A 24,633-nucleotide genomic window follows, 5' to 3' on the forward strand; every position below is an offset into this window, starting at 1 on the left:
ATCAACCGGATCAAAACCATTGCTTAACCTTATGAGACAAGGATGCCTGGCATGAGCGAAACCCGTTTCAATATCGTATTTGATGGAGCCCTGCTGCCGGGTGTCGAAACCACCACAGCCAAGCTCAACCTGGCTGAACTGTTCAAAAGCGATGTCAGTGCCATTGAGCGGTTGTTCAGCGGGCGCAAGGTGGCGCTTAAAAGCAACCTGTCCCAGGCCGAAGCGCAGAAGTACCTGGAGGCTCTCAACAAGAGCGGGATCGATGCGCGAATCGAAGCCGAACCTTCCCTCGAACTGAACCTGGACGAGGTACAGCATTCGCCGACGTCGAACGGACGCCACCCGGACTCAATCATCGACCCGGTATCGCCCTACGCGCCACCCCGAGCCGAGGTGGGTGAAGCAATGGCCGAGTACAGCACGCTCAAGCCCTTCAGCTTCGATGGGCGCATCGGACGGCTGCGCTTCCTGGGCTGGACCATGGCCTTGACGCTGGTCATGCTGTTTGTGGTGGGCACAGCCTTTTCATTGGGCTTGACCTGGATCCTCGCCTCCAGCTCCACGGCGGCAATGATCGTCGGCGGCCTGCTGGGACTGATCATCGCACTGGGCTTTGCTTATGTAAGCATCCAGTTCAGCGTCCAGCGCCTGCACGACCTGGGTTGGTCCGGGTGGTTGTGGCTGCTCAACCTGGTGCCGTTCGTGGGCAGTGTCTTCCCCTTCGTACTCATGGCCTTGCCCGGCAACACCGGCGCCAATCGCTATGGCCCCCCGCCGCCGCCCAACAGCACTGCGGTCAAGGTACTTTCGTCACTGTGGATTGTCATGATCGTGGTGGCTTTCCTCGCCGCAATGGCCGGTGCATTCAGCGGCATCACAGAGGAATACGACAGCAGTTCCTTGAGCAGCTATGAGAGCAGCGAGCTCATTGATGAAGACACTGCAGAACCAGCCGTCGAAGCAGCCGAGCCTGCTGCGCCTTCTGTAGACTATGAAGAGGAACAATAAGCGCGCTTCGTGCCGGTGACAGCTCAGTACACTGGTGACGGGCCGTTGCGATGGAGAACTGCATGACCCGTTACGCTCTGATCACTGGCGCCTCCAGTGGCATTGGCCTGGCAATGGCCGAAGCACTCGCCCGCCGCGGTCGCGACCTGATATTGGTGGCTCGACAGCGTGATCGGCTGGAAAGTATTGCAATCGAATTGACTCAGCGTTTTGGCGTGGAGGTGTTGTTCCGGGCTTGTGACCTGGGGGAACCGCTGAGGCTTTCAGGCTTTCTGCTCGAGCTGGAAGAAGGCGAGCGACAGATCGACCTGCTGGTCAATTGTGCCGGTATCGGCACCAGCGGGCCGTTCCTGGGCCAGGACTGGATGACCGAGCAGGACCTGATCGAAGTCAACATCCTCGCCTTGACGCGGCTCTGTCACTCGGTGGGCAACAGCATGGCGCTGCAGGGCGGTGGCCAGATCCTGAACGTTGCATCGATCGCCGCGTTCCAGCCTGGCCCCTGGATGAGCACCTATCACGCCAGCAAGGCTTACGTGCTGCATTTCTCCGAAGCCCTGCGGGTCGAGCTGAAAAAAAGCGCAATAAAGGTATCGGTGCTTTGCCCTGGCCCGACACGAACCGGCTTTTTCGCCCGGGCGCAGCTCAATGAACAGAAATTCAACGACAGTCAAACCCTGATGAGCCCGGAGGAAGTCGCGCTGTATGCCGTGCGCGCACTGGAAAAAAACCGGGCGATCATCATTCCTGGGCGCCGCAATCGCTGGCTGGCAGCGTTGCCGCGGCTGGGCCCGCGATGGCTGGTTCGCACGATTGCCGGCATGACCAACAAGGCCTGCTGCCCCCGCTGAATGCCTTTTGCCGTGAAAACCCGGGCTCGCCAATCGCGCCTTAAGTACACTCAAGCTCGACTAACCCAATGGAGAAACAGCTGTGGATACTCTGTTTACCAAGATCATCAACCGGGAGATTCCGGCCAAGATCATTTACGAAGATGATCAAGTTCTGGCGTTCCACGACATCGCCCCACAAGCACCTGTGCATTTCCTGGTCATCCCAAAGAAACCGATCCGCACGCTCAATGATCTGACCGAAGAAGACAAAGGCTTGGCCGGGCATATCCTGTTCACTGCCCAGCGCCTGGCGCTTGAACTGGGCTGCGAAGAAGGTTTTCGTGTGGTGATGAACTGCAATGAACTTGGGGGACAGACCGTCTATCACATTCATATGCATGTGCTTGGGCAGCGCCAGATGAACTGGCCGCCGGGTTGATACCCTGACCCAACGCAAATCCTGAGCGGCCGATTGAGTTAAACTGGCCGCCGAGATTTTTCCCGGAGGTAAGCATGACTACCCAACGTCACTACTCACCGATTGACCGTCTACTGCTGCAAGCTGATACCGCGATGCGTACGCTGCTGCCCTTCAGTGGTCAGCCCTACCGTCCATCGCCGGCTATCGTGCAGCCAGACGTGCAAATGAGTGACGAGCAAACCCGCCATGTCGCTGGGCTGATGCGCATCAACCACACCGGTGAAGTCTGCGCCCAGGCGCTGTATCAGGGCCAGGCGCTGACGGCGAAGCTGCCCCAGGTACGTGAGGCGATGGAGCATGCCGCCGAGGAAGAAATCGACCATCTGGTCTGGTGCGAACAACGCATTCACCAACTGGGCAGCCATACCAGCGTCCTGAACCCGTTGTTTTATGGGATGTCATTTGGAATCGGCGCAGTGGCCGGGCTGATCAGCGACAAAGTCAGCCTCGGCTTTGTGGCGGCCACTGAACATCAGGTGTGCAAACACCTGAATGAGCACTTGGAGCAGTTGCCGGCCGAGGACGAAAAGTCCCGGGCGATTCTCAAGCAGATGCGCGAGGATGAAGAGCAGCACGCCGAAAGTGCACTCGAGGCCGGAGGGTTTCGTTTTCCAGCGCCGGTGAAGTTCGGCATGAGCCTGCTGGCCAAGGTCATGACCAAGAGCACCTATCGAATCTGATCGTGCAAGGGTGGCGAAGGGGTTATACCCACGCCACAGCGTTGCAGGCCTGAGCGTTCATCCACGTTCTACAGAAACTAAAAAAGGCGACTCCCATGGGGAGCCGCCTTTTTTGTAGCTGAAACCTTCAGCGTGGCATGTTGCGCGCGTAGAAAATTTCCAGCATCTCGTGTTTCACACGGTCTTCCACCTGATCCCGCTGTTCAGCAGAAAGGTTGCTGGTAGCGTCCCCGAACAGGTAGTTATCAAGCTCGAAATTCTTGAGCAGCATTTTGGTGTGGAACAGGTTTTCCTGATACACGTTCACGTCGGTCATCTGGTACGCGTCGCGAGTGTCTTCGGAGAGATAGTTCTGAATCGAGTTGATCTCGTGATCAATAAAGTGCTTGTGGCCTTCAACGTCGCGGGTAAAGCCACGCACGCGATAATCCACCGTCACGATGTCCGAGTCGAACTGGTGAATCAGGAAATTGAGTGCCTTGAGCGGTGAAATGACGCCACAGGTCGACACGTCAATGTCCACACGGAACGTCGCAATGCCATCCACCGGGTGGATTTCCGGGTAGGTATGTACCGTAATGTGGCTCTTGTCGAGGTGGGCCAGGATGATTTCCGGCAATGGGCCCGGGGACTCTTCGATCTGGCTGTCGGTCGGTGTCACCGGTTCTTCCGAGATCAGAATGGTCACGCTGGCGCCTTGGGGTTCATAGTCCTGACTGGCGATGTTCAGGATGTTGGCACCAATGATATCGACAACTTCCGTGAGGATCTGCGTGAGGCGCTTGGCGTTGTACTCTTTATTGATGTACTCGACGTAGGCCTGCTGGTCCTGCGGGGTTTCCGCATAGCAGATGTCATAGATGTTGAAGCTCAAGGTCTTTGTCAGGTTATTGAACCCATGGAGCTTGAGTTTGCTTTTCACCGTTTGAAAACTCTCTATGTATTGCGGCCTGGCCGCGTGATCAAGCATGCCCGTCAGATGCGAACGACGCACCTGCGTAGGACGGTTAACACCTCTTCGCGATGGCGATTTTGGTTGTCTGTCCAGACAAGGGACCGGCCGGAGGACCGATCACTGCCCTGAAAAAAGTGGCGCATTATGCAGAGGTCGGCTTCTGATCGCCAGAGCTTGCACTGCTTTTATGATGGTTGGATGTCGATTCAACCCAATTCGATGATTTCATAATCGTGAGTGATTTCAACACCGGCGGCGCCGAGCATGATGGAAGCCGAGCAATATTTCTCGGCTGACAGCTCAATGGCGCGCTTGACCTGGGCTTCCTTCAAGGCACGCCCCTTCACCACGAAATGCATGTGAATCTTGGTGAACACTTTCGGGTCTTCGGTGGCGCGCTCCGCTTCCAAGAAAGCTTCGCAACTTTCGACGGCCTGGCGCGATTTTTTAAGGATGCTGACCACGTCGAAGTTACTGCAGCCGCCCACGCCCAGCAGGAGCATTTCCATCGGCCTTACACCCAGGTTCCGACCTCCGGCTTCTGGCGGGCCATCCATGACGACCACATGACCGCTACCTGACTCACCGAGGAACATGGCTTCGCCAGCCCATTGGATGCGTGCCTTCATCGCCAAGACTCCACTGTCTGAAAAAAGGGTCGCCAGCTTAGCACAGCCCCCCGCCACGGCGGCTTCTGCCTTAGGACGCATGACAAATACGTGTAGGTAAATTCTCAAATCAATTAGGGACGCCTCTGTTAAGCTGGCGCCAATTAGCTGGCGTATGGCCAGCTATAGCGATTGCCAGTCGCGCCCCACAAAAAATCCAAATCAATACACCGCGCAGTCTTTCGGGATACAACCATGGTTGCCATTACTCCCACACCCAAGATCAAGAATCTCGACAAACTCTTGATGCACTGTCAGCGTCGCCGCTACCCGGCCAAGCACAACATCATCTGCGCGGGCGATCGCTCCGACACCCTGTCGTTCATCATCAAAGGGTCGGTCACGATCCTGATCGAGGATGATGACGGTCGCGAAATGATCATCGCCTATCTCAACGCCGGGGATTTCTTCGGCGAACTTGGATTGTTTGAACAGGCAGGCAAAGAACAGGAACGTAGCGCCTGGGTACGGGCCAAGGTCGAATGCGAGGTCGCGGAGATCAGCTATAGCAAGTTCCGGGAACTGTCGGTGCAGGATCCGGACATTCTTTACGTCCTCAGCGGACAAATCGCACAGCGCCTGCGCAACACTACCCGCAAGGTGGGCGACCTCGCCTTCTTCGACGTGACCGGTCGCGTCGCCCGCTGCTTGCTGGAACTGTGCAAGCAACCCGATGCCATGACCCACCCGGACGGCATGCAGATCAAGGTGACGCGCCAGGAAATCGGGCGGATTGTGGGTTGCTCGCGGGAGATGGTCGGTCGTGTGCTCAAGGATCTGGAAGAGCGCAACCTGGTCAGCGTCAAAGGCAAGACCATGGTGGTCTTTGGGACGCGCTAGGCGAGCAGCCTGGTCAGCAGTTCCCGGTACAGCGCCTCAAGCCGCTGCAACGCGTGAGGCGCCGGAAATTTTTCATGCAAGGCAATATGACTCTCGGCGCGCACTCGCTGCGCCAGGCCACAGGCTTCATTGAAACGATTGACCGCGGCAACCATCGATTCGCGTTCGTTCTCCAGCAACAGGGCTCCGTGCACCAGACCCACCGGGCGCTGGCCGCCCTTGCTCTGACGCCAGCGCTGAGCGGTGCCGACCATTTTCCGGCCGTCGAGATTGACGTTGAATCGACCGTCGCAGAACGCACCCTCGACTTCACCCAACGAAGCCACCCCACCCAGTTCATCCAATAACTGGCAGATCGGATCACACAACCGGCGATAACCGGTTTCGATACGGCCATGGTCGCCTTCACTACGCGGCGGAGCGTAAACCAGGGCGATATTGACGGTGGCGGCAGACTGCGGCACCGGCTCACCGCCGGTTTCGCGCAGCAGCACTGGCCAGTCGTGGGCCGCCGAGATTTGGCAGGCGTGTTCGAACCCCGGTAAACGACTCAAACGACGAGGCATGACCAGCGCGCGATCATTGGGCTGCCAGAACAACAAGCCGAACTCAGCGTCGCCTGCACAGATGCTGGCCAGCAAATCCTGTTCGGCTTGCAGACCGGCTTCGACGGTCAGGGAAATCACCGGCGACATTGAATCAATCCAGCGTCGAACCGCTTATCGGAACGCCGCGTTCAGGGAAGAACAGACGTTGCAATTCGGTACCCGGATTTTCCGCGCGCATGAACGCTTCGCCCACCAGGAACGAATACACATCGCTGACTTCCATCAACTCGACATCGGCCCGGTTCAGGATCCCGCTCTCGGTGATCACCAAGCGATCACGCGGAATACGCGGCAACAAATCCAGAGTCGTTTCCAGGCTGACTTCGAAAGTATGCAGGTTGCGGTTGTTCACGCCGACCAGCGGAGTATCGAGGGTCTTCAAGGCCCGCTCCAGCTCCTCGCCATCGTGGACCTCTACCAGGACATCCAGGCCCACGCCTTTGGCGACCGCCGCCAGCTCGGCCATTTTCACATCGTCCAGGGCGGACACAATCAACAGCACGCAATCTGCGCCCAGGGCTCGGGCTTCAACGATCTGGTAAGGATCGATCATGAAATCCTTGCGAATCACCGGCAGCTTGCACGCCTCCCGCGCCTGTTTGAGGTATTCATCGGCGCCCTGAAAAAAATCAATATCGGTCAGCACCGAAAGGCAAGTCGCACCGCCCTTCTCATAGCTCTTGGCGATGTCGGCGGGGACGAAGTGTTCACGAATCACGCCTTTGCTGGGGGAGGCCTTTTTAATTTCGGCAATCACCGCTGGCTGCTTTCTCTTGGCCTGATCGATCAGCGCCTTGGCAAAGCCACGCGGCGCATCCGCTGCCCGCGCCAAGGTTTCCAGCTCTGCCAGACTGACCCGAGCACTGCGTTCGGCAACCTCTTGAGCCTTGCGAGCCAGAATGTTTTCCAGAACCGTTGGCACACTCATCCTTCGTTCTCCACTTTGAATACGGCGGTAAATGCACCCAACTCTTCGAGTTTTTCCCTGGCAAGGCCGGTGTGCAACGCATCATGGGCCAGTTCCACGCCCTGCTTGAGACTGCTGGCGTGATCCGCCGCATACAACGCGGCGCCCGCATTGAGCACGATCATCTCGGCGGCCTTCTGGCCATTTTCAGTCTTGCGGCGCCCCAAGGCATCGCGAATCAGCTCCAGCGACTGGGCCGGCCCATCCACCGCCAGCCCATGCAGGCTCTGGCTCTTCATGCCCAGGTCTTCAGGTTCGACCCAATACTCGCTGATCTGATCATTTTTTAATTCAGCCACGTACGTGGGTGCAGCCAGGCTGAATTCGTCCAGGCCATCCTTCGAATGGACCACCAGCACGTGCTTGCTGCCCAGACGTTGCAAGACCTCGGCCAGGGGCCGGCACAATGCCTGGCTGAACACACCGACCACTTGATGCTTCACACCGGCCGGATTCGTAAGCGGGCCGAGCATGTTGAACATCGTCCGCAGGCCCAGATCACGACGCGGCGCGGCGGCGTACTTCATGGCGCGGTGGTGGGTCTGGGCGAACATGAAACCGATGCCCACGTTATCGATGCAACGCGCCACCTGTACTGGCGTCAGGTTCAGATAGATCCCGGCCGCCTCCAGCAGGTCGGCGCTGCCACTCTTGCCGGAGACCGCACGATTGCCATGCTTGGCAACGGTGCAACCGGCCGCGGCGACAACGAAGGCCGAGGCCGTGGAAACGTTGAAGATATTGGCGCCGTCACCGCCGGTGCCCACCACATCCACCACGCCATCCAGGGTCTTGAGTTCGACCTGGTCCGCCAGCTCGCGCATGACCGAAACCGCGCCGACGATCTCATCGATGCTCTCGCTCTTCATGCGCATGGCCATCATGAACGCGCCGATCTGCGCATCCGAGCATTGTCCGGTCATGATTTCGCGCATCACATCGCGCATTTCGTCGGTGCTCAGGTCGAGATGGCCGACGATACGGCTCAGGGCTGTCTTGATATCCATGAAAAGTCCTTAGCGCGTGCCGCCGGTTTGTTTGAGGAAGTTGGCGAACAGCTCGTGACCCTGTTCGGTGAGAATAGACTCGGGGTGAAATTGCACGCCTTCGATATTCAACGTTTTGTGACGAAGCCCCATGATTTCATCCACAGAGCCGTCCTCGAGCTGAGTCCAGGCGGTCAGTTCCAGACAATCTGGCAGGGTTTGGCGCTTGACGATCAGGGAGTGGTAGCGGGTGACGGTCAGCGGAAGATTCAGACCTTCGAACACGCCCTTGTTCTCGTGAAATACCGGGCTAGTCTTACCGTGCATGACTTGCCGGGCGCGCACCACGTCGCCGCCAAAGGCTTGGCCGATCGACTGGTGCCCCAGGCAGACACCCAGGATCGGCAGCTTGCCGGCGAAATACTTGATGGCTTCGATGGAAATGCCCGCTTCGGTCGGCGTGCAAGGACCGGGAGAGACCACGATGCGCTCGGGCTTGAGGGCTTCGATTTCGGCGATGGTCAGTTCGTCGTTGCGCACGACCTTGACCTCGGAGCCCAGCTCGCCCAGGTACTGCACAACGTTGTAGGTAAAAGAGTCGTAGTTATCGATCATCAGCAACATGGCGTAAGCAACCTATTGAATTCACTGACTTGAAATACAGCCTTCGGAGAGTGACCCGCGCGGTGTTGCGCTTGGCGAGGCGTGTGATGAGCCAGCGAAGCGACTTTCAAGCGGGTAAAGAAGGCAAATCGGTACAGGTCCGGCCAGGCCGGCAGAGAACGTTCAGGCGCGCCAACGCCAACGGGCGTGTGCCTTGATCAATTGATCCAGAAGTTTGCTGACAATCGACACAGGGGAAGTCTCGTTCATACGTTCCGGCACAGTAGCTTAGCTGGACGGTGCACGCAATATGACGACCCCCGAAGGGCTTTGAAACAATCGCGACGAGCCTGATGGATGGCAAAACGCCGGAAGTTTTTGGTACTGTCGTTTCGTTTTCTAACAACAATAAGATAAAAACGGACTTTCTCATGCTAAGAAAAACGTTGTTCGTACCAATGGCCGGCTGTCTGCTGGCAATGGCCTGCGCCCAGGCGAGCGCCGCGCCCAATCCCTACTCCAGCTTCATCGTGTTTGGCGACAGCCTCAACGATGCCGGCCAGTTTGCCGACCCGAACGGTCCGTCCGGGGCCACGCAACGCTTTACCAACCGCACCGGCCCGCTCTATCACGACGGCAGCGGCGAATCCTATTCCCTCAATTCCACCCAACTGCTGGGCGGACGGTTGGGCTTTTCCGATGATGAAACCGCGGCATCCACCTCGGCGGTTCGTGCCAGCGAAGGCCAGGCCGATGGCAACAACTGGGCCGTGGGCGGGTATCGCACCGACCAGATCCTCGAGTCGATTACCGGCGTTTCCGACACTGGCGAACGCAGCCGTGACGGATACCTGCTGTCCAACGGCCTGCGTGCCGACCCGAACGCGCTGTACTACCTTTCCGGGGGCGGTAACGACTTCCTCCAGGGCCTGGTACTGACCCCCGCCCAGGCGAACGCCGCCGCGGACCGCCTGGCCGACAGTGTCCAGGTGCTGCAAACCGCCGGAGCCCGTTATGTGATGGTCTGGCTGCTGCCCGACCTGGGCCTGACCCCTGCGCTCAATGGCACGCCTTTGCAAGACGCCGTTTCGCAGCTCAGCAACCAGTTCAACCAGCAACTGGTCACGCGGCTGCAAGGCATTGATGCCGAAATCATTCCACTGAACGTTCCGCTACTGCTGCAGGAAAGTTTCGCCGATCCAGCACGATTCGGCCTCGCCACCGGCGAGAACCTCACCGCCACCTGCTTCAGCGGCAACGGCTGCACGGAAAACCCCACCTATGGCATCAACAGCGCGACGCCAGACCCCACCAAGCTGATCTATAACGACTCGGTCCACCCCACCGAGACCGGACAGCAACTGATCGCCGATTACGCCTTTTCCCTGCTCGCGGCGCCATGGGAGCTGACATTGCTGCCGGAAATGGCCCACTCGACCCTGCGCGCCCACCAGGATGAATTACGCAGCCAGTGGCAATCGGACTGGGAGAACTGGCAAGCCGTCGGCCAATGGCGGGCGATCGTCGCAGGCGGCGGCCAGCACCTGGACATCGACAGCCAAAACAGTGGCGCCAGCGCCGACGGCAGCGGCTACAGCCTGAACGTCGGTGGCAGCTATCGTCTCAACGAGGCTTGGCGCGTGGGTGTAGCCGCCGGTTTCTACCGCCAGGACATGGAGGCAGGCAGCGCCGATTCGGACTACAAACTCAACAGCTACCTGGCCACCGCTTTCGCCCAGTTCCAGCAGAACCGCTGGTGGGCCGATGCCGCGTTGACCGGCGGCAAGCTCGACTACGACAACCTGGAGCGCAAGTTCGACCTGGGCGTCAACCAGGCGCAAGAGAAAGGTGACACCGACGGTCACCTGTGGGCATTCAGCACGCGCCTGGGCTACGACATTGCCCAGCCGGGCAGTCAGTGGCACCTGTCACCGTTTATCAGCGCCGATTATGCGAAGGTGGAAGTCGACGGGTATTCAGAAAAGAGCAGCCGCTCCACCGCCCTGACTTTCGATGACCAGACCCGCGACTCGAAACGCTTGGGCATTGGCTTGCAAGGCAAATACAACTTCACCCGTCAGACCCAGGTGTATGGCGAATATGCCCACGAACGCGAGTACGAAGACGACACCCAAAAAGTGAACATCGCCCTCAACAGTCTGCCGGCCAATGATTTCACGCTTGAAGGCTATACGCCGCAGAGTCATTTGAATCGCCTGAGCCTGGGGGTCAGCCACAAGTTGACCAACGATCTGGCCCTGCGGGGCGGTTATACGCTGCGCAAGGACGATGACTTTACCCAGCAGGGCGTGAGTGTCGGGGTCAGTCTGGATTTCTGATCGAGATAACCCTGTGTGGGAGCGAGCCTGCTCGCGATGAGGCCGTCATGTTCGACACATGCATCGCCTCGCGAGCAGGCTCGCTCCCACAGTTGATCAGCTTCCATTCAGTCGCTTGGGGTCTGCTCGGCCAGCGCCACGGCACGGAACATTGCCCGGCGCTTGTTCAGGGTTTCTTCCCACTCCAGCACCGGCACCGAGTCGGCCACGATCCCGCCGCCGGCCTGCACGTGCAGCTCACCGTCCTTGATGACGGCGGTGCGGATGGCAATGGCAGTGTCCATGTTGCCGTTCCAGGCAAAATAGCCCACGGCCCCGCCGTACACCCCACGCTTGACCGGTTCCAGCTCGTCGATGATTTCCATGGCGCGGATTTTCGGGGCGCCAGACAACGTTCCCGCCGGCAGGATGGCCCGCAGGGCGTCCATCGCCGTCAGCCCGGCCTTCAACTGGCCCGTGACGTTGGAGACGATGTGCATCACGTTGGAATAACGCTCGATGACCATCTTTTCGGTGAGCTTCACCGAACCGACTTCCGAGACGCGCCCGGTGTCATTGCGGCCCAGGTCGATCAGCATCAGGTGCTCGGCGATTTCCTTGTCATCCGACAGCAGGTCCTCTTCCAGCGCCCGGTCGGCTTCCTCCGTGGCCCCACGAGGGCGGGTGCCAGCGATAGGCCGCACAGTGATCAGGTTGTCTTCGACCCGCACCAGCACTTCGGGTGAACTGCCCACAACATGGAAGTCACCGAAATTGAAGAAGTACATGTAAGGCGTCGGATTGAAACAGCGCAGCGCCCGGTACAGGTCGATGGGCGCAGCCTTGAAGTCGATGGACATCCGTTGCGACGGCACCACTTGCATGCAGTCGCCGGCCAGGATGTATTCCTTGATGGTATCGACGGCCCTTTCGTAATCGTTCTGAGTGAAACTGGAACGGAACACCGGGTCGGCCGCCGACTGTTTGCTGAAATCCAGGCCAGGACGCGGCGTGATCGGCTGCCGGAGTTTTTCCAGCAGCGCCTGAAGACTTTTCTGACCTTGCTCGTAGGCGTCTTCCCGGGACGGATCAGCCAGGACAATCGCGTGCATCTTGCCGGCGAGGTTATCGAAGACGACCACTGCGTCAGAGACCATCAGCAAAATGTCCGGCACGCCCAGCGGGTCCGGGTTCGGGCAGGTGCCCAGACGCTTTTCCACATAGCGTACGCAGTCGTAGCCGAAATAACCCACCAGGCCACCGTTGAACCGCGGCAGGCCGGGGATGGTAGGCACGTTGTAGCGAGCCTTGAAGGTTTCGACGAAGGCCAGCGGATCTTCGACCTCCAGGCTTTCGATCTCGACGCCGTCATGGGTCACGCTGACACGATGGTCATGGACCCGCAGCACCGTGCGGCACGGCAGGCCGATGATGGAATAACGGCCCCATTTCTCACCGCCCTGCACCGATTCGAGCAGGTATGAGTTGGGCTCATCGGCCAGTTTGAGGTAGATCGACAGCGGTGTGTCGAAGTCGGCCAGGGTTTCGCAGGCAAGCGGGATACGGTTGTAGCCGGCAGCGGCTAGACGCAGGAATTCTTCGCGGATCATGGTGTGCCTCGTGGCAGGAGGAGCTGACAGTCAGGTATGCAAACGCGCCGGATAACCGGCCAGGATCAGGTCAGGCGCGCCAACGCCAGCGGGCCAGGGCCTTCATGACTTTCATCCAGAGTTTGCGAGTGACCACCACGATGGCGTTTCCAGAAGAGGATTGAACAGCGTCGGGCAACGTTATCTCAGCGGCCGGGTCCAGGCAACCGGGAATTAACAGGCGCAAATCGTCGATCACCAGCGCGGGAAACTCTTCGGCGATCGGCCGGCCATGGTTGTAGCCGTAGCTCAGCGCCACACATTTGACCCCGGCGGCTTTCGCCGCCAACACATCGCTGCGCGAGTCGCCGACGAACAGCGATTGAGAGGCCGGGATGTTGGCCATTTTCATCACGAAAAACAGCGCGGCCGGGTCAGGTTTTTTCTGTGGCAGGGTATCGCCACCGATGATCCAGCGAAAATAACGACCGATTTTCATCTGATCCAGCAGCGGCGCGACAAAGCGCTCCGGCTTGTTGGTGATCAGGGCCATTTCAACGCCTTGCTTGTGCAGCCACTTGAGGGTGGAACGCACACCGGGGTAGACGACCGTCAGTTCGTGATTGCCTTCATAGGCTTCGTTGAACAACTCCAGCGCCCGCTCGGCCTCGGCGTCATCGACGCCCTGGGCATCGATATGGTTGGCCAGGGCCCGCCGCACCAGCATGGGCGCGCCGTTGCCGACCCAGTGGCGCACGGCGTCAATTCCGGCGGCCGGGCGACCGAGCTTGAGCAGCATGTTGTCCACGGCCGCCGCCAGGTCCGGCACCGAGTCGACCAGCGTGCCGTCGAGGTCGAACATCACCAGACGCGGCAGGCTGCCGGGGAACAGCTGCTCAAAGCCGCTCATAGACGGGCCAGGGCCAGTTCGGCACGCATCTTTTCAATGACCTCTTTGTAGTCCGGCGCATTGAAAATGGCCGAGCCTGCGACAAAGGTGTCGGCACCGGCCTCTGCGATTTCGCGGATGTTATTGACGTTCACGCCACCGTCGATCTCCAGGCGGATATCACGGCCCGATGCCTTGATCAGCGCGCGGGCTTCACGCAGCTTGTCGAGTGTGCCAGGAATGAACTTCTGCCCGCCGAAGCCGGGGTTGACGCTCATCAGCAGGATCATGTCGACCTTGTCCATCACGTACTTGAGCACGTCCAGGGGCGTGGCCGGGTTGAACACCAGGCCGGCCTTGCATCCGCCTTCGCGAATCAACTGCAGGGAGCGGTCGATGTGCTGGGTGGCTTCGGGGTGGAAGGTGATGTAGGTGGCACCGGCCTCGATGAAGTCGCCGACGATGCGATCCACCGGGCTGACCATCAGGTGCGCGTCGATCGGCGCCGTGACGCCGTACTTGCGCAGCGCTGCGCAGACCATCGGGCCGATGGTCAGGTTGGGTACGTAATGGTTGTCCATGACATCGAAGTGCACGATGTCGGCGCCGGCGGCCAGAACGTTGTCCACTTCCTCGCCCAGGCGGGCGAAGTCGGCGGAGAGAATCGACGGAGCAATAGCGAAGGGCTGCATGACGCACCTGTTTTGAGCGAAATCACGATGGCGCGCATTGTATACCTCAAGATTTGGCGCGCCCACCGTGGCAGACGATCAATACGCCGCGCGGTAGATCTTCTCGATATCGCTGGCACTCAGTTTGCGTGGGTTATTGCGCATCAGCCGCTCGATCCCGGCTGCTTCCACCGCCATGGACGGGATCACCTCATCTGTCACCCCAAGGCTGCTCAGGCCCTGGGGGATTTCCACGGCAGCACACAGCGCAACCATGGCCTCCACGGCTTCGTCAGCGGCTTCAAGGTCACTCAGGTGCGCGGTCTTTATGCCCATGGCTTCGGCGATGTCGCGCATGCGCTCGACGCAAGCCATCTTGTTCCACGCCATGACATACGGCAGCAACAAGGCGTTTGCCACACCATGGGACACGTGAAAGCGCCCCCCCAGCGGATACGCCAGCGCATGCACCGCCCCGACCCCAGCATTGCCGAACGCCATACCGGCCATCAGGCTTGCAGTGGCCATGTCTTCGCGAGCTTGCAAATGAGCGGGGTTGGCGTAGGCCTTGGGCAAGGCGCGGGTGATCAGTTTTATTGCGCCGATAGCCAAGGCATCGGTGATCGGCGAGGCATTGAGCGACAGGTAGGACTCGATGGCATGCACCAGTGCATCGACGCCACTGGCGGCGGTCACGCTCCGGGGGCAGGTAAGGGTCATCTGCGGGCTGACCAGCGCCACGTCCGGCAGCAGATAATCGCTGACAATACCTTTCTTAAGTTGCGCGGCCTTGTCGGAGAGGATGGCCACGTTGGTGACTTCAGAGCCGGTCCCGGCCGTGGTGGGGATGGCGATCATGGGCGCGCCTTTGCGCGGGACCTGATCGACCCCGAACATATCCTGCAGCTCACCGTGGTAACCGGCGTAGACCCCCACGCATTTGGCGATGTCGATGGCGCTGCCGCCGCCCAGGCCGATCAAGCCATCATGGCCGCCGTCACGGTAGGCCTGCATGCAGTCTTCAACGATGGCGATTTCCGGGTCCGGCATGACCCGGTCGAAAATTTCATAGTCGCGCCCGCCCAGATGCTGCAACGCCAGCTCCACGGTGCCGGACTTGACCAGCGCAGCGTCGGTGACGATCAGCGGGTTATCGACATCCAGCCGCGTCAGCTCAGCCGCCAGTTGCTCGATGGCAGCGGCACCGGTGATCAGTTTGTGGGCGATCTTGAATGAGGAAAGACTCATGTGCGCGGCCTCTTATTCGCGTATGGGCTGGCACAAGGATAGCTCGGTATTTAAGGTTGTCTTCCATTCAGCCCATGAATACACCGCAAATCCCCTGTGGGAGCGAGCCTGCCCGCGATAGCGGTAGAACATTCGACATTTTTATCGACTGACACTCCGCTATCGCGAGCAGGCTCGCTCCCACAGGGTACAACACTGACCGTCAGACCTGCGCAGTACGCAGCTTCTCGCTACGCCCACGCAACCACTCCAGAGTCAGCAACAGGATCACCGAAAAGGCGATCAGCAGCGTCGCGGCGGCGGCGATGGTGGGGCTTAGGTTTTCGCGGATACCGCTGAACATCTGCCTTGGCAAAGTTGCCTGCTCGGGACCGGCCAGGAACAGCGTCACCACCACTTCATCGAACGAGGTCGCGAAGGCGAACAGTGCGCCGGAGATCACGCCCGGGGCGATCAACGGCAAGGTCACTCGACGAAACGCCGTCAACGGCGAAGCCCCAAGGCTGGCGGCGGCCCGAACCAGGTTGTAGTTAAAGCCCTGCAGAGTCGCCGATACCGTGATGATGACGAACGGCACGCCCAGCACGGCATGGACCACGATCAGCGAGAAGAAACTGTTGCCCATTCCCAGCGGCGCGAAGAACAGGTAACTGGCCACCCCGATGATCACCACCGGCACCACCATCGGCGAGATCACCAGGGCCATCACCAGCGCCTTGCCTGGGAAATCACCACGGGTCAGGCCAATCGCCGCCAGGGTACCGAAGACCATCGCCAGTACCGTCGCCGCCGGGGCGACGATGACGCTGTTCCTCAGCGCCCGCATCCACTCCGCCGAAGCGAAGAAATCGTGGTACCACTGCAACGAAAAGCCTTGCAACGGGTACACCAGGAAGCTGCCGGAGTTGAACGACAATGGAATGATCACCAGCACCGGCAGGATCAGGAACAACAGGATCAGCCCGCAGAATATGCGCAAGCTGTAAAACCACACCCGCTCGACGGGGGACATGTAAGGACTCAGCATTTCAATCTCCCCTCAGCTCAGGCGCAGGCGACTGGCGCCCACCAGCCAGTTGTAAATCAGATACAGCACGACGGTTGCCAGCAACAACAACCCGCCGAGCGCCGTGGCCATACCCCAGTTGATGCTGGTGTTGGTGTAGAACGCGACAAAATAGCTGACCATCTGATCGCTCGGGCTGCCCAGCAGCGCCGGAGTGATGTAGTAGCCGATGGCGAGGATGAACACCAACAGGCAACCGGCGCCGACACCGGCATAGGTCTGCGGGAAATACACGCGCCAGAAGCTGGCGAACGGATGGCAGCCCAGGGAAATCGCCGCACGCATGTAAGTCGGAGAGATGCCTTTCATCACGCTGTAAATCGGCAGGATCATGAACGGCAGCAAGATATGGACCATGGAGATGTAGACACCGGCGCGGTTGAACACCAACTCCAGAGGCTTATCGATAATGCCCATGGCCATCAGGCCACTGTTGATCAGCCCGCCCGATTGCAGCAGCACGATCCACGCCGCCACCCGCACCAGGATCGACGTCCAGAACGGCAACAGCACCAAAATCATCAGCAGGTTGCTTTGGCGCGACGGCAGGTTCGCCAGCAGGTAGGCCAACGGATAGGCCAGCACCAGGCAGATCGCGGTAATCACCAGGCCCATCCAGAACGTACGGGCAAAAATATCCAGGTAGATCGCCTGGTCGGGGGTGGCCGGGGCCAGTTCGCCAAGATCATCGATGCGATGATCGACGGCCGCCAGCAGGTAATACGGGGTGACATCACTGGTGTTGCGGCGGATCACCTGCCAATACGCCGGATCCCCCCAGCGTTCGTCGAGGCTCTCCATCGCTTCTTTATAGGAAACCGGCTCGGTGGCGAACGGCAGCGCACGGGCGGTCTTGGTCAGCAGACTGCGATAGCCGGCCAGTTCCATGTTCAGGCGCTTGGACAAATCGCCCAAGGTCTGATTCTTGCGCGCTTCGGCCAGGTCTTCGCTGGCGGCTTTGTATACCGGCTCGCCTGGCAACCCACGTCCGTCCCAGGCAGCGACCGCGGCGACGGTGCGCGGCATGCCGTTGACCACTTCCGGGTTGCTGACGCTTTTGAACAGCAGCGCCACGATTGGCACCAGGAACACCAGCAACAGAAACAACACCAGCGGCGCGATCAAGGCCTGGGCCTTCCAGCGGTTGACCCGCTCGGCGCGCTTGAGCCGCTGCTTCAGGGTGGGGCTGGTGCCCGCGTTCAGTGGAACGGCGATGGCCATGGCGAACTCCGCAAATCTTTTTGATCGTTACAGAAGCGGCGTGCCGCTTCTGTTCTTTTGAAACGTTGGCCTCTGAGCCGATCGTTCCCACGCTCCGCGTGGGAATGCATCCAATGACGCTCTGCGTCACAAAGGACGCGAAGCGTCCTGGGCGGCATTCCCACGCGGAGCGTGGGAACGATCTCTGTCAGCGGTTACTTCGCCGCCCAGGAGTTGAAGCGCTGCTCCAGTTGCTCACCGTTGTCAGCCCAGAAGCTGACGTCGATCTGCACCTGGTTGGCGATGTTTTCCGGGGTGGTCGGCATGTCTTTCAAGACATCCTTGGACAACAGCGGTACAGCCTGGGTATTGGCCGGGCCGTAGGCGATGTTTTCCGAGTAGATCTTTTGCTGCTGCGGTGCCACCGAGAAAGCGATGAATTTCTTCGCAGCTTCGGCGCGGGTCTTGTCCAGGCCACGCGGAATTGCCCACGCGTCGAAGTCGTAGATGCCGCCGTTCCACACCACTTTCAGGTTGCTTTCCTTCTGCACCGCGGCGATCCGACCGTTGTAGGCCGAGCTCATGACCACGTCACCGGAAGCCAGGTACTGCGGCGGCTGGGCGCCGGCCTCCCACCACTGGATGTTCGGCTTGAGTTCGTCGAGCTTCTTGAAGGCACGATCCTGGCCATCTTTGCCGGCCAGCACTTTGTACACGTCTTTCGGCGCGACGCCGTCGGCCATCAAGGCAAATTCCAGGGTGTACTTGGCGCCTTTACGTAGGCCACGCTTGCCTGGGAATTGCTTGGTGTCCCAGAAATCCGCCCAACTGGTCGGTGCGGTTTTCAGTTTGTCGGCGTTGTAGGCCAGCACGGTGGACCACACGAAGAAGCCCACGCCGCAAGGCTGGATGGCGCCCTTGACGTAGTCTTCGGCCTTGCCGAACAGAGCCGGGTCCAGTTGCTCGAACATGTCTTCGTCACAACCACGGGACAGCTCCGGGGACTCGACTTCCACCAAGTCCCACGAAACGCTCTTGGTGTCGACCATGGCCTTGACCTTGGCCATTTCACCGTTGTATTCGCCAGCGATGATCTTGCCGTTGCCGGCTGCTTCCCACGGCGCGTAGAAGGCTTTGGCCTGAGCCGCCTTGTTCGCCCCACCGAAAGACACCACAGTCAGGTCCGGGCCCGCCGCCATCGCGCTTGCCGCACCCATCATGCCCAGGGTCAGGGCTGTGAACTTCAGGGATCTCAACATTTATTGTTCTCTCCACGTGCAGGGTTGGTGTTGGTACAGCAGGGGGCGATCAATTCGCCTCTAGAAGGGGATCGAGCGCACGCACATGCTCGACTTGCCAGCCAAGCGGAACCACGTCCCCAACAGCGAGCCCGGGATCGAGTTCGGCAATCGGTTGTTTCACGAAGAAGTCATTCTTGCCACAGACCTCCAGGCGAACCCGGACGTGGTCGCCCAGATAGATGAATTCCGCCACCCTCCCAGAGAAGCGGTTGACACATTGTTCGCTTGCGCCGTTGAGGCTCACCCGTTCCGGGCGGATCGACAGGGTCACCGGCTCGCCGGGTTTGCCGACGTTCACCGCCAGGGCCTCGACCTTTTCACCACGCCCCAGCTCCACCAGGCAACGATCGCCGGTCTGGCTGTGCAGGCGGCCGTTGAGACGGTTGTTCTCGCCGATGAAATTGGCGACGAAGGTGTTCCTTGGCTCTTCGTAGAGGGTGCGTGGCGGGGCAATCTGCTGGATTTCGCCTTGATGGAACACCGCTACCCGGTCGGACATGGTCAAGGCTTCGCCCTGGTCGTGAGTCACATAGACCACGGTGACACCGAGGCGCTGATGCAGATGCTTGATCTCCATCTGCATGTGTTCACGCAGTTGTTTGTCCAGGGCGCCAAGGGGTTCGTCCATCAGCACCAGTTGCGGTTCGAACACCAGCGCCCGGGCCAGGGCCACGCGCTGTTGCTGGCCGCCGGACAACTGCGCCGGGTAGCGTTGGGCAAACGTGTCCAGCTGGACCATGCTCAAGACGCGCTTGACCCGATCACTCACGTCGCTTTTGTTCAAGCCGCGCACGGTCAGCGGGAAGGCCAGGTTCTCGGCAACGGTCATGTGCGGGAACAAAGCGTAGTTCTGGAACACCATGCCGATGTCACGCTTGTGGGGCGGCACGTTGTTGATGGAGCGTCCGGCCAGCTGGATCTCACCGGCAGTGGGTGTTTCAAACCCGGCGAGCATCATCAGGCTGGTGGTTTTGCCGGAACCGGACGGCCCGAGCAGGGTCAGGAATTCGCCTTTGCGAATGTCCAGGTTGAGGTCCTTGACGATCAGGTTCTCGCCGTCGTAGCTCTTTTGCACACCACGAAAGCTGACCAGCACATCACTGGCCCCCGCGCTTGAATCGACCTGGCTCATACCCGCACCTTTTGTATTGATGACTGCTTGTGAATCAAGCCTAGTGGAGCCTGGGGCCTGCGCAAATCGGGGCGCAGGAGAGAATCGCCTCAGCCGGATGGAAGAGTCGGTGTAGGGATTTCCCTACAAGGATGGCGGGATTGGATAAGGACAGTCGTGAGTTATGAGCTGCAAGCTGCATGCAGGGACAAAAGCGGTGTTGGGGCGTGTCGCAAATGGATATGCCGACACACTGCCCCTGTGGGAGCGAGCCTGCTCGCGATGGCGGTGTGTCAGTCAACTAAGATGCTGAATGGTCCAATGCTATCGCGAGCAGGCTCGCTCCCACAGGGGATTGTGGTGGGCTTAGAGCAACTTATGCTCCATCGCATACTTCACCAGTTCCGCCAAGGAAGTGATGTTGAGTTTCTGCATCAGCCGCGCTTTGTGAGTGCTGATGGTTTTGCTGCTCAGGGCCAATTGTTGGGCGATGTCATTGACGTTGGCCCCTTGGGCCAGGCGCTCGAAGACCGAGAATTCGCGCTCGGACAGCAGCGAGTGCAGCGGTCGGCTGTCGGTCAGGCCCACTTCGAAAACCATGCGGTCGGCCAGTTCCGGGTCGATGTAACGTCCGCCGGCCGCGACCTTGCGAATCGCCATGAGCAGCAAGGCCGGGTCGCTGTCCTTGGTCGCGTAGCCGGCGGCGCCGACCTTCAGCGCGCGCGCCGCCATTTGCGCCTCGTCGTGCATCGACAACACCAGGATGGCCGGCGGATTGTTCAACGCTCGGATCCGCGGGATCGCCTCCAGACCATTGACGCCAGGCATGGAGATATCCAACAGCACCACTTCGCAGGGCACATGCCGCAGGGTCTCCAGCAATTGCTCGCCATTGCTCGCCTCCCCCACGACCACCAGGTCCTTCGCCAGGCCGATCAACTGCTTGATGCCTTCGCGCACGATGGTGTGGTCTTCGGCTACCAGTACACGGATCACGTTTTTCTCCAGATTCAGAATCTCATCGCGAGCAGGCTCGCTCCCACAGGGTTGTGCGTGTGTGCATCTCAATCAATGTGGGAGCGAGCCTGCTCGCGATAGCGTCAGCCAAGCCAAGCCAAACAAAAATCATCAGGCCTCATTCACCGGTACCCGCACCGCCAGGGTCGTCCCCTCCCCTGGCTCACTTTCCAACGATAACTGCCCGCCCATGATCAACACCCGCTCCCGCATGCCGACCAGACCAAAGGAGGTCGGCCGACCCGTGGCGGGAACGAATCCTACACCGTCGTCGCTCACCGTCAGACAAAGCTGGTCGTCTTCCTGCACCAGCGTCAGTTCTACAGTATGCGCCTGAGCATGGCGCATCACATTGGTCAGCGCTTCCTGGAGAATTCGAAACAGACCGATGGCCTTGGCGTCGCTCAAGGGCGGAAGATTGTCCGGCACCTGCACCAGGCATGGGATCTGCGTGCGCGCCTCGAAACGCCGCGCCTGCCATTCGATGGCCGAGGCGATGCCCGCATCAAGGATCGGAGGTCGCAATGCCGTCGCCACGTCCCGCACCAACTGGAACAACTGGGCAATCAGGCGCTTCATGCTGTTGAGCCGCTCTTGCAGGCCCGGGTCGAGCTGCGCATAGGCCAGTTCACACATGGACGTTTCCAGCTTCAAGACGGTCAACATTTGCCCCAACTCGTCGTGGACCTCCCGAGCTATGCGCGCCTTTTCCTCTTCCCGCACGCTCTCCAGGTGCGCCGACAATTCGCGCAGCTGCTCCCTGGAGCTGGCCAGCTCCAGTTCGATGCGCTTGCTTTCGGTGATGTCCCAGACGATACCGTCCCACACGTAAGCGCCGTCTTCGAGACGACGGGTAATGGCCTTGATCTCGGCCCAGCGCTCCCGGCCTTCGCGGGTCAGGATGCGCCCCTGCCACGACCAGTCGCTGTCGCTGTCCAGCGCCTGATCCTGAGTGCGGTGATAACTGGCCTTGTCCTGGGGGTGTACGAGGCTGCGCAGGCCGGTGTCGCTACGGGCCAGGGTCGCGGGCGAATACCCCACGAGGCTTTCGCTACCCTCACTGATGTAGGCAAAGTCGATCTGCCCGGTTACCGGCGCCCGCTCCAGGCGAAAGACCAGGCCCGGGACGTTGGCAGCGATCCCCTGCAAGCGCGCCTCGCTCTCGCGCAGCGCCGCCAGCGCGCGACGGCGCTCGGTGACGTCGTTTATGTAGACCACCAGGTATTCGGCATCGCGAAAACGCAGGAAGCTCAAGGAAACATCGGCCGGGAGGATACTTCCATCGGCCCGCACGCATTCGGTTTCGAAACTCTGTGGCCCCTCCTCGCTGGCCCGGGCGCGTTTCCACAGGTTCAGCCAGCGATCCATGTGCAGGCCCGGTTCGAAGTCGATCAAGGGGCGTTCAATGATCGCGCCCGGCGCATAGCCCAGCATGATTTCGGCGGCGCGGTTGGCATACCGTACATGGCTATCCCAATTGACCCAGAGAATGCCGACAGTGCTTTGGTCGATGGAAAATTGCGTCAGGCGCAGGGCTTCCTCGCTGGCGGCCCGCTGGGCGATATCATTTCGCGCATTGCGCAGGCGCCGCTCCAGCGCCCTTTGCTCGCGGCGCTGCCAGAACACGATGGCCACGCAGCTCAAGAGCAGGGCCAGCAGCAACAGGGTCAGGTTTTGCCAGAAACCCGGGGTGTCGGTCAGCCGCGGATATTTGGGCTTGAGCCAGCGACTGTGCAGTTGCTCAAGTTCCTTGGCCGGGATCGCCTGCAAACCGCTCTCGATGATGTCGGCCAACTCAGGCCAATCCCGGCGAGTGGCGACGCGCAACAGTTGCGGCAGGCCGATATCGCCTACGACCACCAGCCCGGAGAACTCAGGCTCGACCATCAGTCGCCCCAACTGCGCCTCATCGACCACCGCGTAACCGGCCTGCTGGCTCAACAACAGTTGCAGCGCCTGACGCTCCAACGGTACGCCTTGAAGATTCAACGTCGGGTAGTTGCTACGCAAATAATCGGCCGTGGTACTGGGCATGCGCACCGCCACCCGCACTTGAGCATCGAGCTTTTCCAGCTCGACCCCTTCGGCGCCCTTCTTCTGGCCCACGATCAATTGCGGCACGCGCATGTAGGGGTCGGAAAACCGCCAGAGTCGCAGCCCGGCCGGGGTCTGGGTCAGCCCTGGGGCAATATCCACCTCACCGGAGCGCAACGCGGCTTCCAACTGCGCCACGTCCTGGAAATTGCGCCAGGTCAGTTCGACATTCAACGCCTTGCCCAACCACTGCATCAGCTCGACATTGGTGCCGGACAGACGCTGCAAGCGCCGGTCATATTGCGCATAGGGCGCCTGCAACACGAGGCCGACGCGCAGTTGCGGATGCTGGAGCAGCCATTGTCGCTGGCCCGCGTCCAGTTGCACCCCAGTCAACGACGGTGCGGGCGCGGCCCACGCCATCAAGGGAAGCCATAAACAGCCGATAACCCACAGGCAGCAAAAACGCATCATCGAAGTCTCATGCACTGACAAATACTGACCAACCCATTAGGCTGCCGGAAATACTTCTGGTCATGGAATATCCGATGCCCTTTGTTTATCGCCTGGCATTGCCAGCATTGTGCCTGTCGCTGATCCTGCCGAGTGCCTTTTCTGTACAGGCTGAAGAACCGGCCCCCGCGGCGGCGGATCAAGCCACCGAGGAAAAACCGGTCGAACGTCCGCCTTTGCTCGAGCGCAGCGAAGAAGAAGCGACAGCACTTGAACGGGAGATCCCGGTCCAGGAGCAACAACAGCTACAAACCGGCAGCGACACCTTCCTGGCTCTCTGGAAACCAGCCAACACCAGCGAACCCAAGGGTGCGGTCATCATAGTCCCCGGCGCCGGCGAAACCGCTGACTGGCCTCAAGTGATCGGCCCGATGCGCAAAAAGTTACCGGATATCGAGTGGAGCAGCCTGAGTATCACCCTGCCGGACCTGCAAAGCGACGTCATCGCACCGCGCGTGGTGGAAACACCGCCCGAGACCAAACCGGCCGACGTGGCTGGCGCGGCACCGGACGCCACTACCACAGCACCGATTGAACAAGTGGCGGGCGGCGAGGCTGACGCTGTGGATCCGGTCGTTGCCCAAACCAGCGAGGAACACCTCCTGGCCGATGCCGAACGTATCTTTGCCCGCATCGATGCGGCACTGGCCTACGCCGAACAGCAGGGCGCCCGCAGTATTGTTCTGCTGGGCCACGGCACCGGCGCCTATTGGGCGGCACGTTACCTGAATGAAAAGCAGCCCTCGCAGATCGAGCGCTTCGTGATGGTCGCCGCCCAGACCCCGCTCGCAGTCAAGCCCGCCCTGGCCGAACTGACCCCCACCTTGAAGCTGGCCACCGCCGACATCTTCTACATGGACAAAGCTCAGGATCGCAATGCAGCGCTGGAGCGCTTACAGGCCAGTAAGCGTCTTAAAGGATCGAGCTTCAGTCAGGTGTCGCTCAAAGCAGTGCCCAACTCATCGGCGCAGCAAGAACAGCTGTTTCGTCGGGTACGGGGTTGGTTGAACCCGCAGAAGCCGGGGGAGTGAGGCTTAGACAAGCCCC

At 60.1% G+C, this 24,633-nt stretch carries 23 protein-coding genes; 7 read left to right on the top strand and 16 right to left on the bottom strand.

Annotated features, from left to right (window positions below):
- The first annotated feature begins 51 nt into the window (after window positions 1-51).
- The 4 genes from QOM08_RS25410 (at window position 52) to coq7 (ending at window position 3,002) form a co-directional block, all read left to right on the top strand.
- Window positions 52-1,008, top strand: coding sequence for a DUF805 domain-containing protein (locus QOM08_RS25410; protein WP_274090705.1), 957 nt, complete (start codon window positions 52-54; stop codon window positions 1,006-1,008).
- 62 nt (window positions 1,009-1,070) lie between these two features.
- On the top strand, window positions 1,071-1,859 hold the full coding sequence (locus tag QOM08_RS25415; RefSeq protein ID WP_047228046.1) for an SDR family NAD(P)-dependent oxidoreductase: 789 nt from the start codon (window positions 1,071-1,073) through the stop codon (window positions 1,857-1,859).
- A gap of 82 nt (window positions 1,860-1,941) precedes the next feature.
- Window positions 1,942-2,280 carry a histidine triad nucleotide-binding protein gene (locus QOM08_RS25420; protein ID WP_003316306.1) on the top strand — a complete coding sequence of 113 codons (339 nt, stop codon included), beginning with the start codon at window positions 1,942-1,944 and terminating at the stop codon, window positions 2,278-2,280.
- Between the two features lie 74 nt (window positions 2,281-2,354).
- Entirely contained in the window at window positions 2,355-3,002 is a 648-nt protein-coding gene (coq7, locus tag QOM08_RS25425) for a 2-polyprenyl-3-methyl-6-methoxy-1,4-benzoquinone monooxygenase (protein ID WP_047228047.1), read from the top strand.
- Window positions 3,003-3,129: 127 nt separating this feature from the next.
- Here the strand turns inward: coq7 and speD are convergent, their stop codons facing one another.
- Entirely contained in the window at window positions 3,130-3,924 is a 795-nt protein-coding gene (gene speD / locus QOM08_RS25430; protein ID WP_047228048.1) for an adenosylmethionine decarboxylase, read from the bottom strand.
- A gap of 239 nt (window positions 3,925-4,163) precedes the next feature.
- Entirely contained in the window at window positions 4,164-4,586 is a 423-nt protein-coding gene (locus tag QOM08_RS25435; RefSeq protein ID WP_003206127.1) for an OsmC family protein, read from the bottom strand.
- 234 nt (window positions 4,587-4,820) lie between these two features.
- Here QOM08_RS25435 and crp point away from each other — a divergent pair, with 234 nt between their 5' ends.
- Complete coding sequence (gene crp / locus QOM08_RS25440; RefSeq protein ID WP_047228049.1) at window positions 4,821-5,465, top strand: cAMP-activated global transcriptional regulator CRP; 645 nt, start codon at window positions 4,821-4,823, stop codon at window positions 5,463-5,465.
- On the opposite strand, the gene QOM08_RS25445 is transcribed toward crp, so the two are convergent.
- The 4 genes from QOM08_RS25445 to QOM08_RS25460 are packed head-to-tail and all read right to left on the bottom strand — an operon-like array spanning window position 5,462 to window position 8,650.
- Window positions 5,462-6,160, bottom strand: coding sequence for a biotin/lipoate A/B protein ligase family protein (locus QOM08_RS25445; protein WP_047228050.1), 699 nt, complete (start codon window positions 6,158-6,160; stop codon window positions 5,462-5,464). The genes crp and QOM08_RS25445 overlap by 4 nt on opposite strands.
- Window positions 6,161-6,164: 4 nt before the next feature.
- On the bottom strand, window positions 6,165-7,001 hold the full coding sequence (trpC, locus tag QOM08_RS25450; RefSeq protein ID WP_047228051.1) for an indole-3-glycerol phosphate synthase TrpC: 837 nt from the start codon (window positions 6,999-7,001) through the stop codon (window positions 6,165-6,167).
- Window positions 6,998-8,047, bottom strand: a complete 1,050-nt coding sequence (gene trpD / locus QOM08_RS25455) for an anthranilate phosphoribosyltransferase (RefSeq protein WP_092400967.1) — start codon at window positions 8,045-8,047, stop codon at window positions 6,998-7,000. Before trpD ends, trpC begins: the two co-directional genes overlap by 4 nt.
- 9 nt (window positions 8,048-8,056) lie before the next feature.
- A complete protein-coding gene (locus tag QOM08_RS25460; protein WP_047228053.1) occupies window positions 8,057-8,650 on the bottom strand; it encodes an aminodeoxychorismate/anthranilate synthase component II in 594 nt (197 codons plus the stop codon).
- 410 nt (window positions 8,651-9,060) lie between these two features.
- Between QOM08_RS25460 and estP the strand changes: the two genes are divergently transcribed.
- Entirely contained in the window at window positions 9,061-10,968 is a 1,908-nt protein-coding gene (gene estP / locus QOM08_RS25465) for an esterase EstP (protein ID WP_316912282.1), read from the top strand.
- A gap of 107 nt (window positions 10,969-11,075) precedes the next feature.
- On the opposite strand, the gene trpE is transcribed toward estP, so the two are convergent.
- The 10 genes from trpE to QOM08_RS25515 all read right to left on the bottom strand — a co-directional run bounded on the left by trpE (window position 11,076) and on the right by QOM08_RS25515 (window position 23,547).
- Entirely contained in the window at window positions 11,076-12,557 is a 1,482-nt protein-coding gene (gene trpE / locus QOM08_RS25470; protein WP_047228055.1) for an anthranilate synthase component I, read from the bottom strand.
- A 70-nt stretch (window positions 12,558-12,627) separates the two neighbouring features.
- Window positions 12,628-13,446, bottom strand: coding sequence for a phosphoglycolate phosphatase (locus tag QOM08_RS25475; RefSeq protein WP_047228056.1), 819 nt, complete (start codon window positions 13,444-13,446; stop codon window positions 12,628-12,630).
- A complete protein-coding gene (gene rpe / locus QOM08_RS25480) occupies window positions 13,443-14,117 on the bottom strand; it encodes a ribulose-phosphate 3-epimerase (protein WP_047228057.1) in 675 nt (224 codons plus the stop codon). The genes QOM08_RS25475 and rpe overlap by 4 nt, the downstream gene beginning before the upstream one ends.
- 78 nt (window positions 14,118-14,195) lie before the next feature.
- Window positions 14,196-15,344, bottom strand: coding sequence for an iron-containing alcohol dehydrogenase (locus QOM08_RS25485; RefSeq protein WP_047228058.1), 1,149 nt, complete (start codon window positions 15,342-15,344; stop codon window positions 14,196-14,198).
- Between the two features lie 202 nt (window positions 15,345-15,546).
- Entirely contained in the window at window positions 15,547-16,371 is an 825-nt protein-coding gene (locus tag QOM08_RS25490) for an ABC transporter permease (protein WP_047228059.1), read from the bottom strand.
- Between the two features lie 12 nt (window positions 16,372-16,383).
- On the bottom strand, window positions 16,384-17,631 hold the full coding sequence (locus QOM08_RS25495) for an ABC transporter permease (RefSeq protein ID WP_047228060.1): 1,248 nt from the start codon (window positions 17,629-17,631) through the stop codon (window positions 16,384-16,386).
- 194 nt (window positions 17,632-17,825) lie between these two features.
- Window positions 17,826-18,869, bottom strand: coding sequence for an ABC transporter substrate-binding protein (locus QOM08_RS25500; RefSeq protein WP_047228061.1), 1,044 nt, complete (start codon window positions 18,867-18,869; stop codon window positions 17,826-17,828).
- A gap of 49 nt (window positions 18,870-18,918) precedes the next feature.
- On the bottom strand, window positions 18,919-20,043 hold the full coding sequence (locus QOM08_RS25505) for an ABC transporter ATP-binding protein (protein WP_047228062.1): 1,125 nt from the start codon (window positions 20,041-20,043) through the stop codon (window positions 18,919-18,921).
- A gap of 345 nt (window positions 20,044-20,388) precedes the next feature.
- Window positions 20,389-21,018, bottom strand: coding sequence for a response regulator transcription factor (locus QOM08_RS25510; protein WP_076383435.1), 630 nt, complete (start codon window positions 21,016-21,018; stop codon window positions 20,389-20,391).
- A gap of 132 nt (window positions 21,019-21,150) precedes the next feature.
- Complete coding sequence (locus QOM08_RS25515) at window positions 21,151-23,547, bottom strand: PAS domain S-box protein (protein ID WP_139049032.1); 2,397 nt, start codon at window positions 23,545-23,547, stop codon at window positions 21,151-21,153.
- 74 nt (window positions 23,548-23,621) lie between these two features.
- Between QOM08_RS25515 and QOM08_RS25520 the strand changes: the two genes are divergently transcribed.
- A complete protein-coding gene (locus QOM08_RS25520) occupies window positions 23,622-24,617 on the top strand; it encodes an alpha/beta hydrolase family protein (RefSeq protein ID WP_047228065.1) in 996 nt (331 codons plus the stop codon).
- Window positions 24,618-24,633 lie beyond the last annotated feature (16 nt).

It is taken from the genome of Pseudomonas sp. P105 (genome assembly GCF_032614175.1).
Taxonomy (GTDB): Bacteria; Pseudomonadota; Gammaproteobacteria; order Pseudomonadales; family Pseudomonadaceae; genus Aquipseudomonas; species Aquipseudomonas rhizophila.

Bases quoted from the DNA above. Each gene is read 5' to 3' on its own strand.
- QOM08_RS25500 (WP_047228061.1), bottom strand. From the start codon at position 18,869: ATGTTGAGATCCCTGAAGTTCACAGCCCTGACCCTGGGCATGATGGGT.
- rpe (WP_047228057.1), bottom strand. From the start codon at position 14,117: ATGCAGCCCTTCGCTATTGCTCCGTCGATTCTCTCCGCCGACTTCGCC.
- trpE (WP_047228055.1), bottom strand. From the start codon at position 12,557: ATGATCCGCGAAGAATTCCTGCGTCTAGCCGCTGCCGGCTACAACCGT.
- QOM08_RS25415 (WP_047228046.1), top strand. From the start codon at position 1,071: ATGACCCGTTACGCTCTGATCACTGGCGCCTCCAGTGGCATTGGCCTG.
- QOM08_RS25475 (WP_047228056.1), bottom strand. From the start codon at position 13,446: ATGAGCGGCTTTGAGCAGCTGTTCCCCGGCAGCCTGCCGCGTCTGGTG.
- coq7 (WP_047228047.1), top strand. From the start codon at position 2,355: ATGACTACCCAACGTCACTACTCACCGATTGACCGTCTACTGCTGCAA.
- estP (WP_316912282.1), top strand. From the start codon at position 9,061: ATGCTAAGAAAAACGTTGTTCGTACCAATGGCCGGCTGTCTGCTGGCA.
- QOM08_RS25460 (WP_047228053.1), bottom strand. From the start codon at position 8,650: ATGTTGCTGATGATCGATAACTACGACTCTTTTACCTACAACGTTGTG.
- QOM08_RS25505 (WP_047228062.1), bottom strand. From the start codon at position 20,043: ATGAGCCAGGTCGATTCAAGCGCGGGGGCCAGTGATGTGCTGGTCAGC.
- QOM08_RS25520 (WP_047228065.1), top strand. From the start codon at position 23,622: ATGCCCTTTGTTTATCGCCTGGCATTGCCAGCATTGTGCCTGTCGCTG.
- QOM08_RS25515 (WP_139049032.1), bottom strand. From the start codon at position 23,547: ATGATGCGTTTTTGCTGCCTGTGGGTTATCGGCTGTTTATGGCTTCCC.
- QOM08_RS25485 (WP_047228058.1), bottom strand. From the start codon at position 15,344: ATGAGTCTTTCCTCATTCAAGATCGCCCACAAACTGATCACCGGTGCC.
- QOM08_RS25410 (WP_274090705.1), top strand. From the start codon at position 52: ATGAGCGAAACCCGTTTCAATATCGTATTTGATGGAGCCCTGCTGCCG.
- crp (WP_047228049.1), top strand. From the start codon at position 4,821: ATGGTTGCCATTACTCCCACACCCAAGATCAAGAATCTCGACAAACTC.
- QOM08_RS25435 (WP_003206127.1), bottom strand. From the start codon at position 4,586: ATGAAGGCACGCATCCAATGGGCTGGCGAAGCCATGTTCCTCGGTGAG.
- QOM08_RS25495 (WP_047228060.1), bottom strand. From the start codon at position 17,631: ATGGCCATCGCCGTTCCACTGAACGCGGGCACCAGCCCCACCCTGAAG.
- QOM08_RS25445 (WP_047228050.1), bottom strand. From the start codon at position 6,160: ATGTCGCCGGTGATTTCCCTGACCGTCGAAGCCGGTCTGCAAGCCGAA.
- QOM08_RS25490 (WP_047228059.1), bottom strand. From the start codon at position 16,371: ATGCTGAGTCCTTACATGTCCCCCGTCGAGCGGGTGTGGTTTTACAGC.
- trpC (WP_047228051.1), bottom strand. From the start codon at position 7,001: ATGAGTGTGCCAACGGTTCTGGAAAACATTCTGGCTCGCAAGGCTCAA.
- trpD (WP_092400967.1), bottom strand. From the start codon at position 8,047: ATGGATATCAAGACAGCCCTGAGCCGTATCGTCGGCCATCTCGACCTG.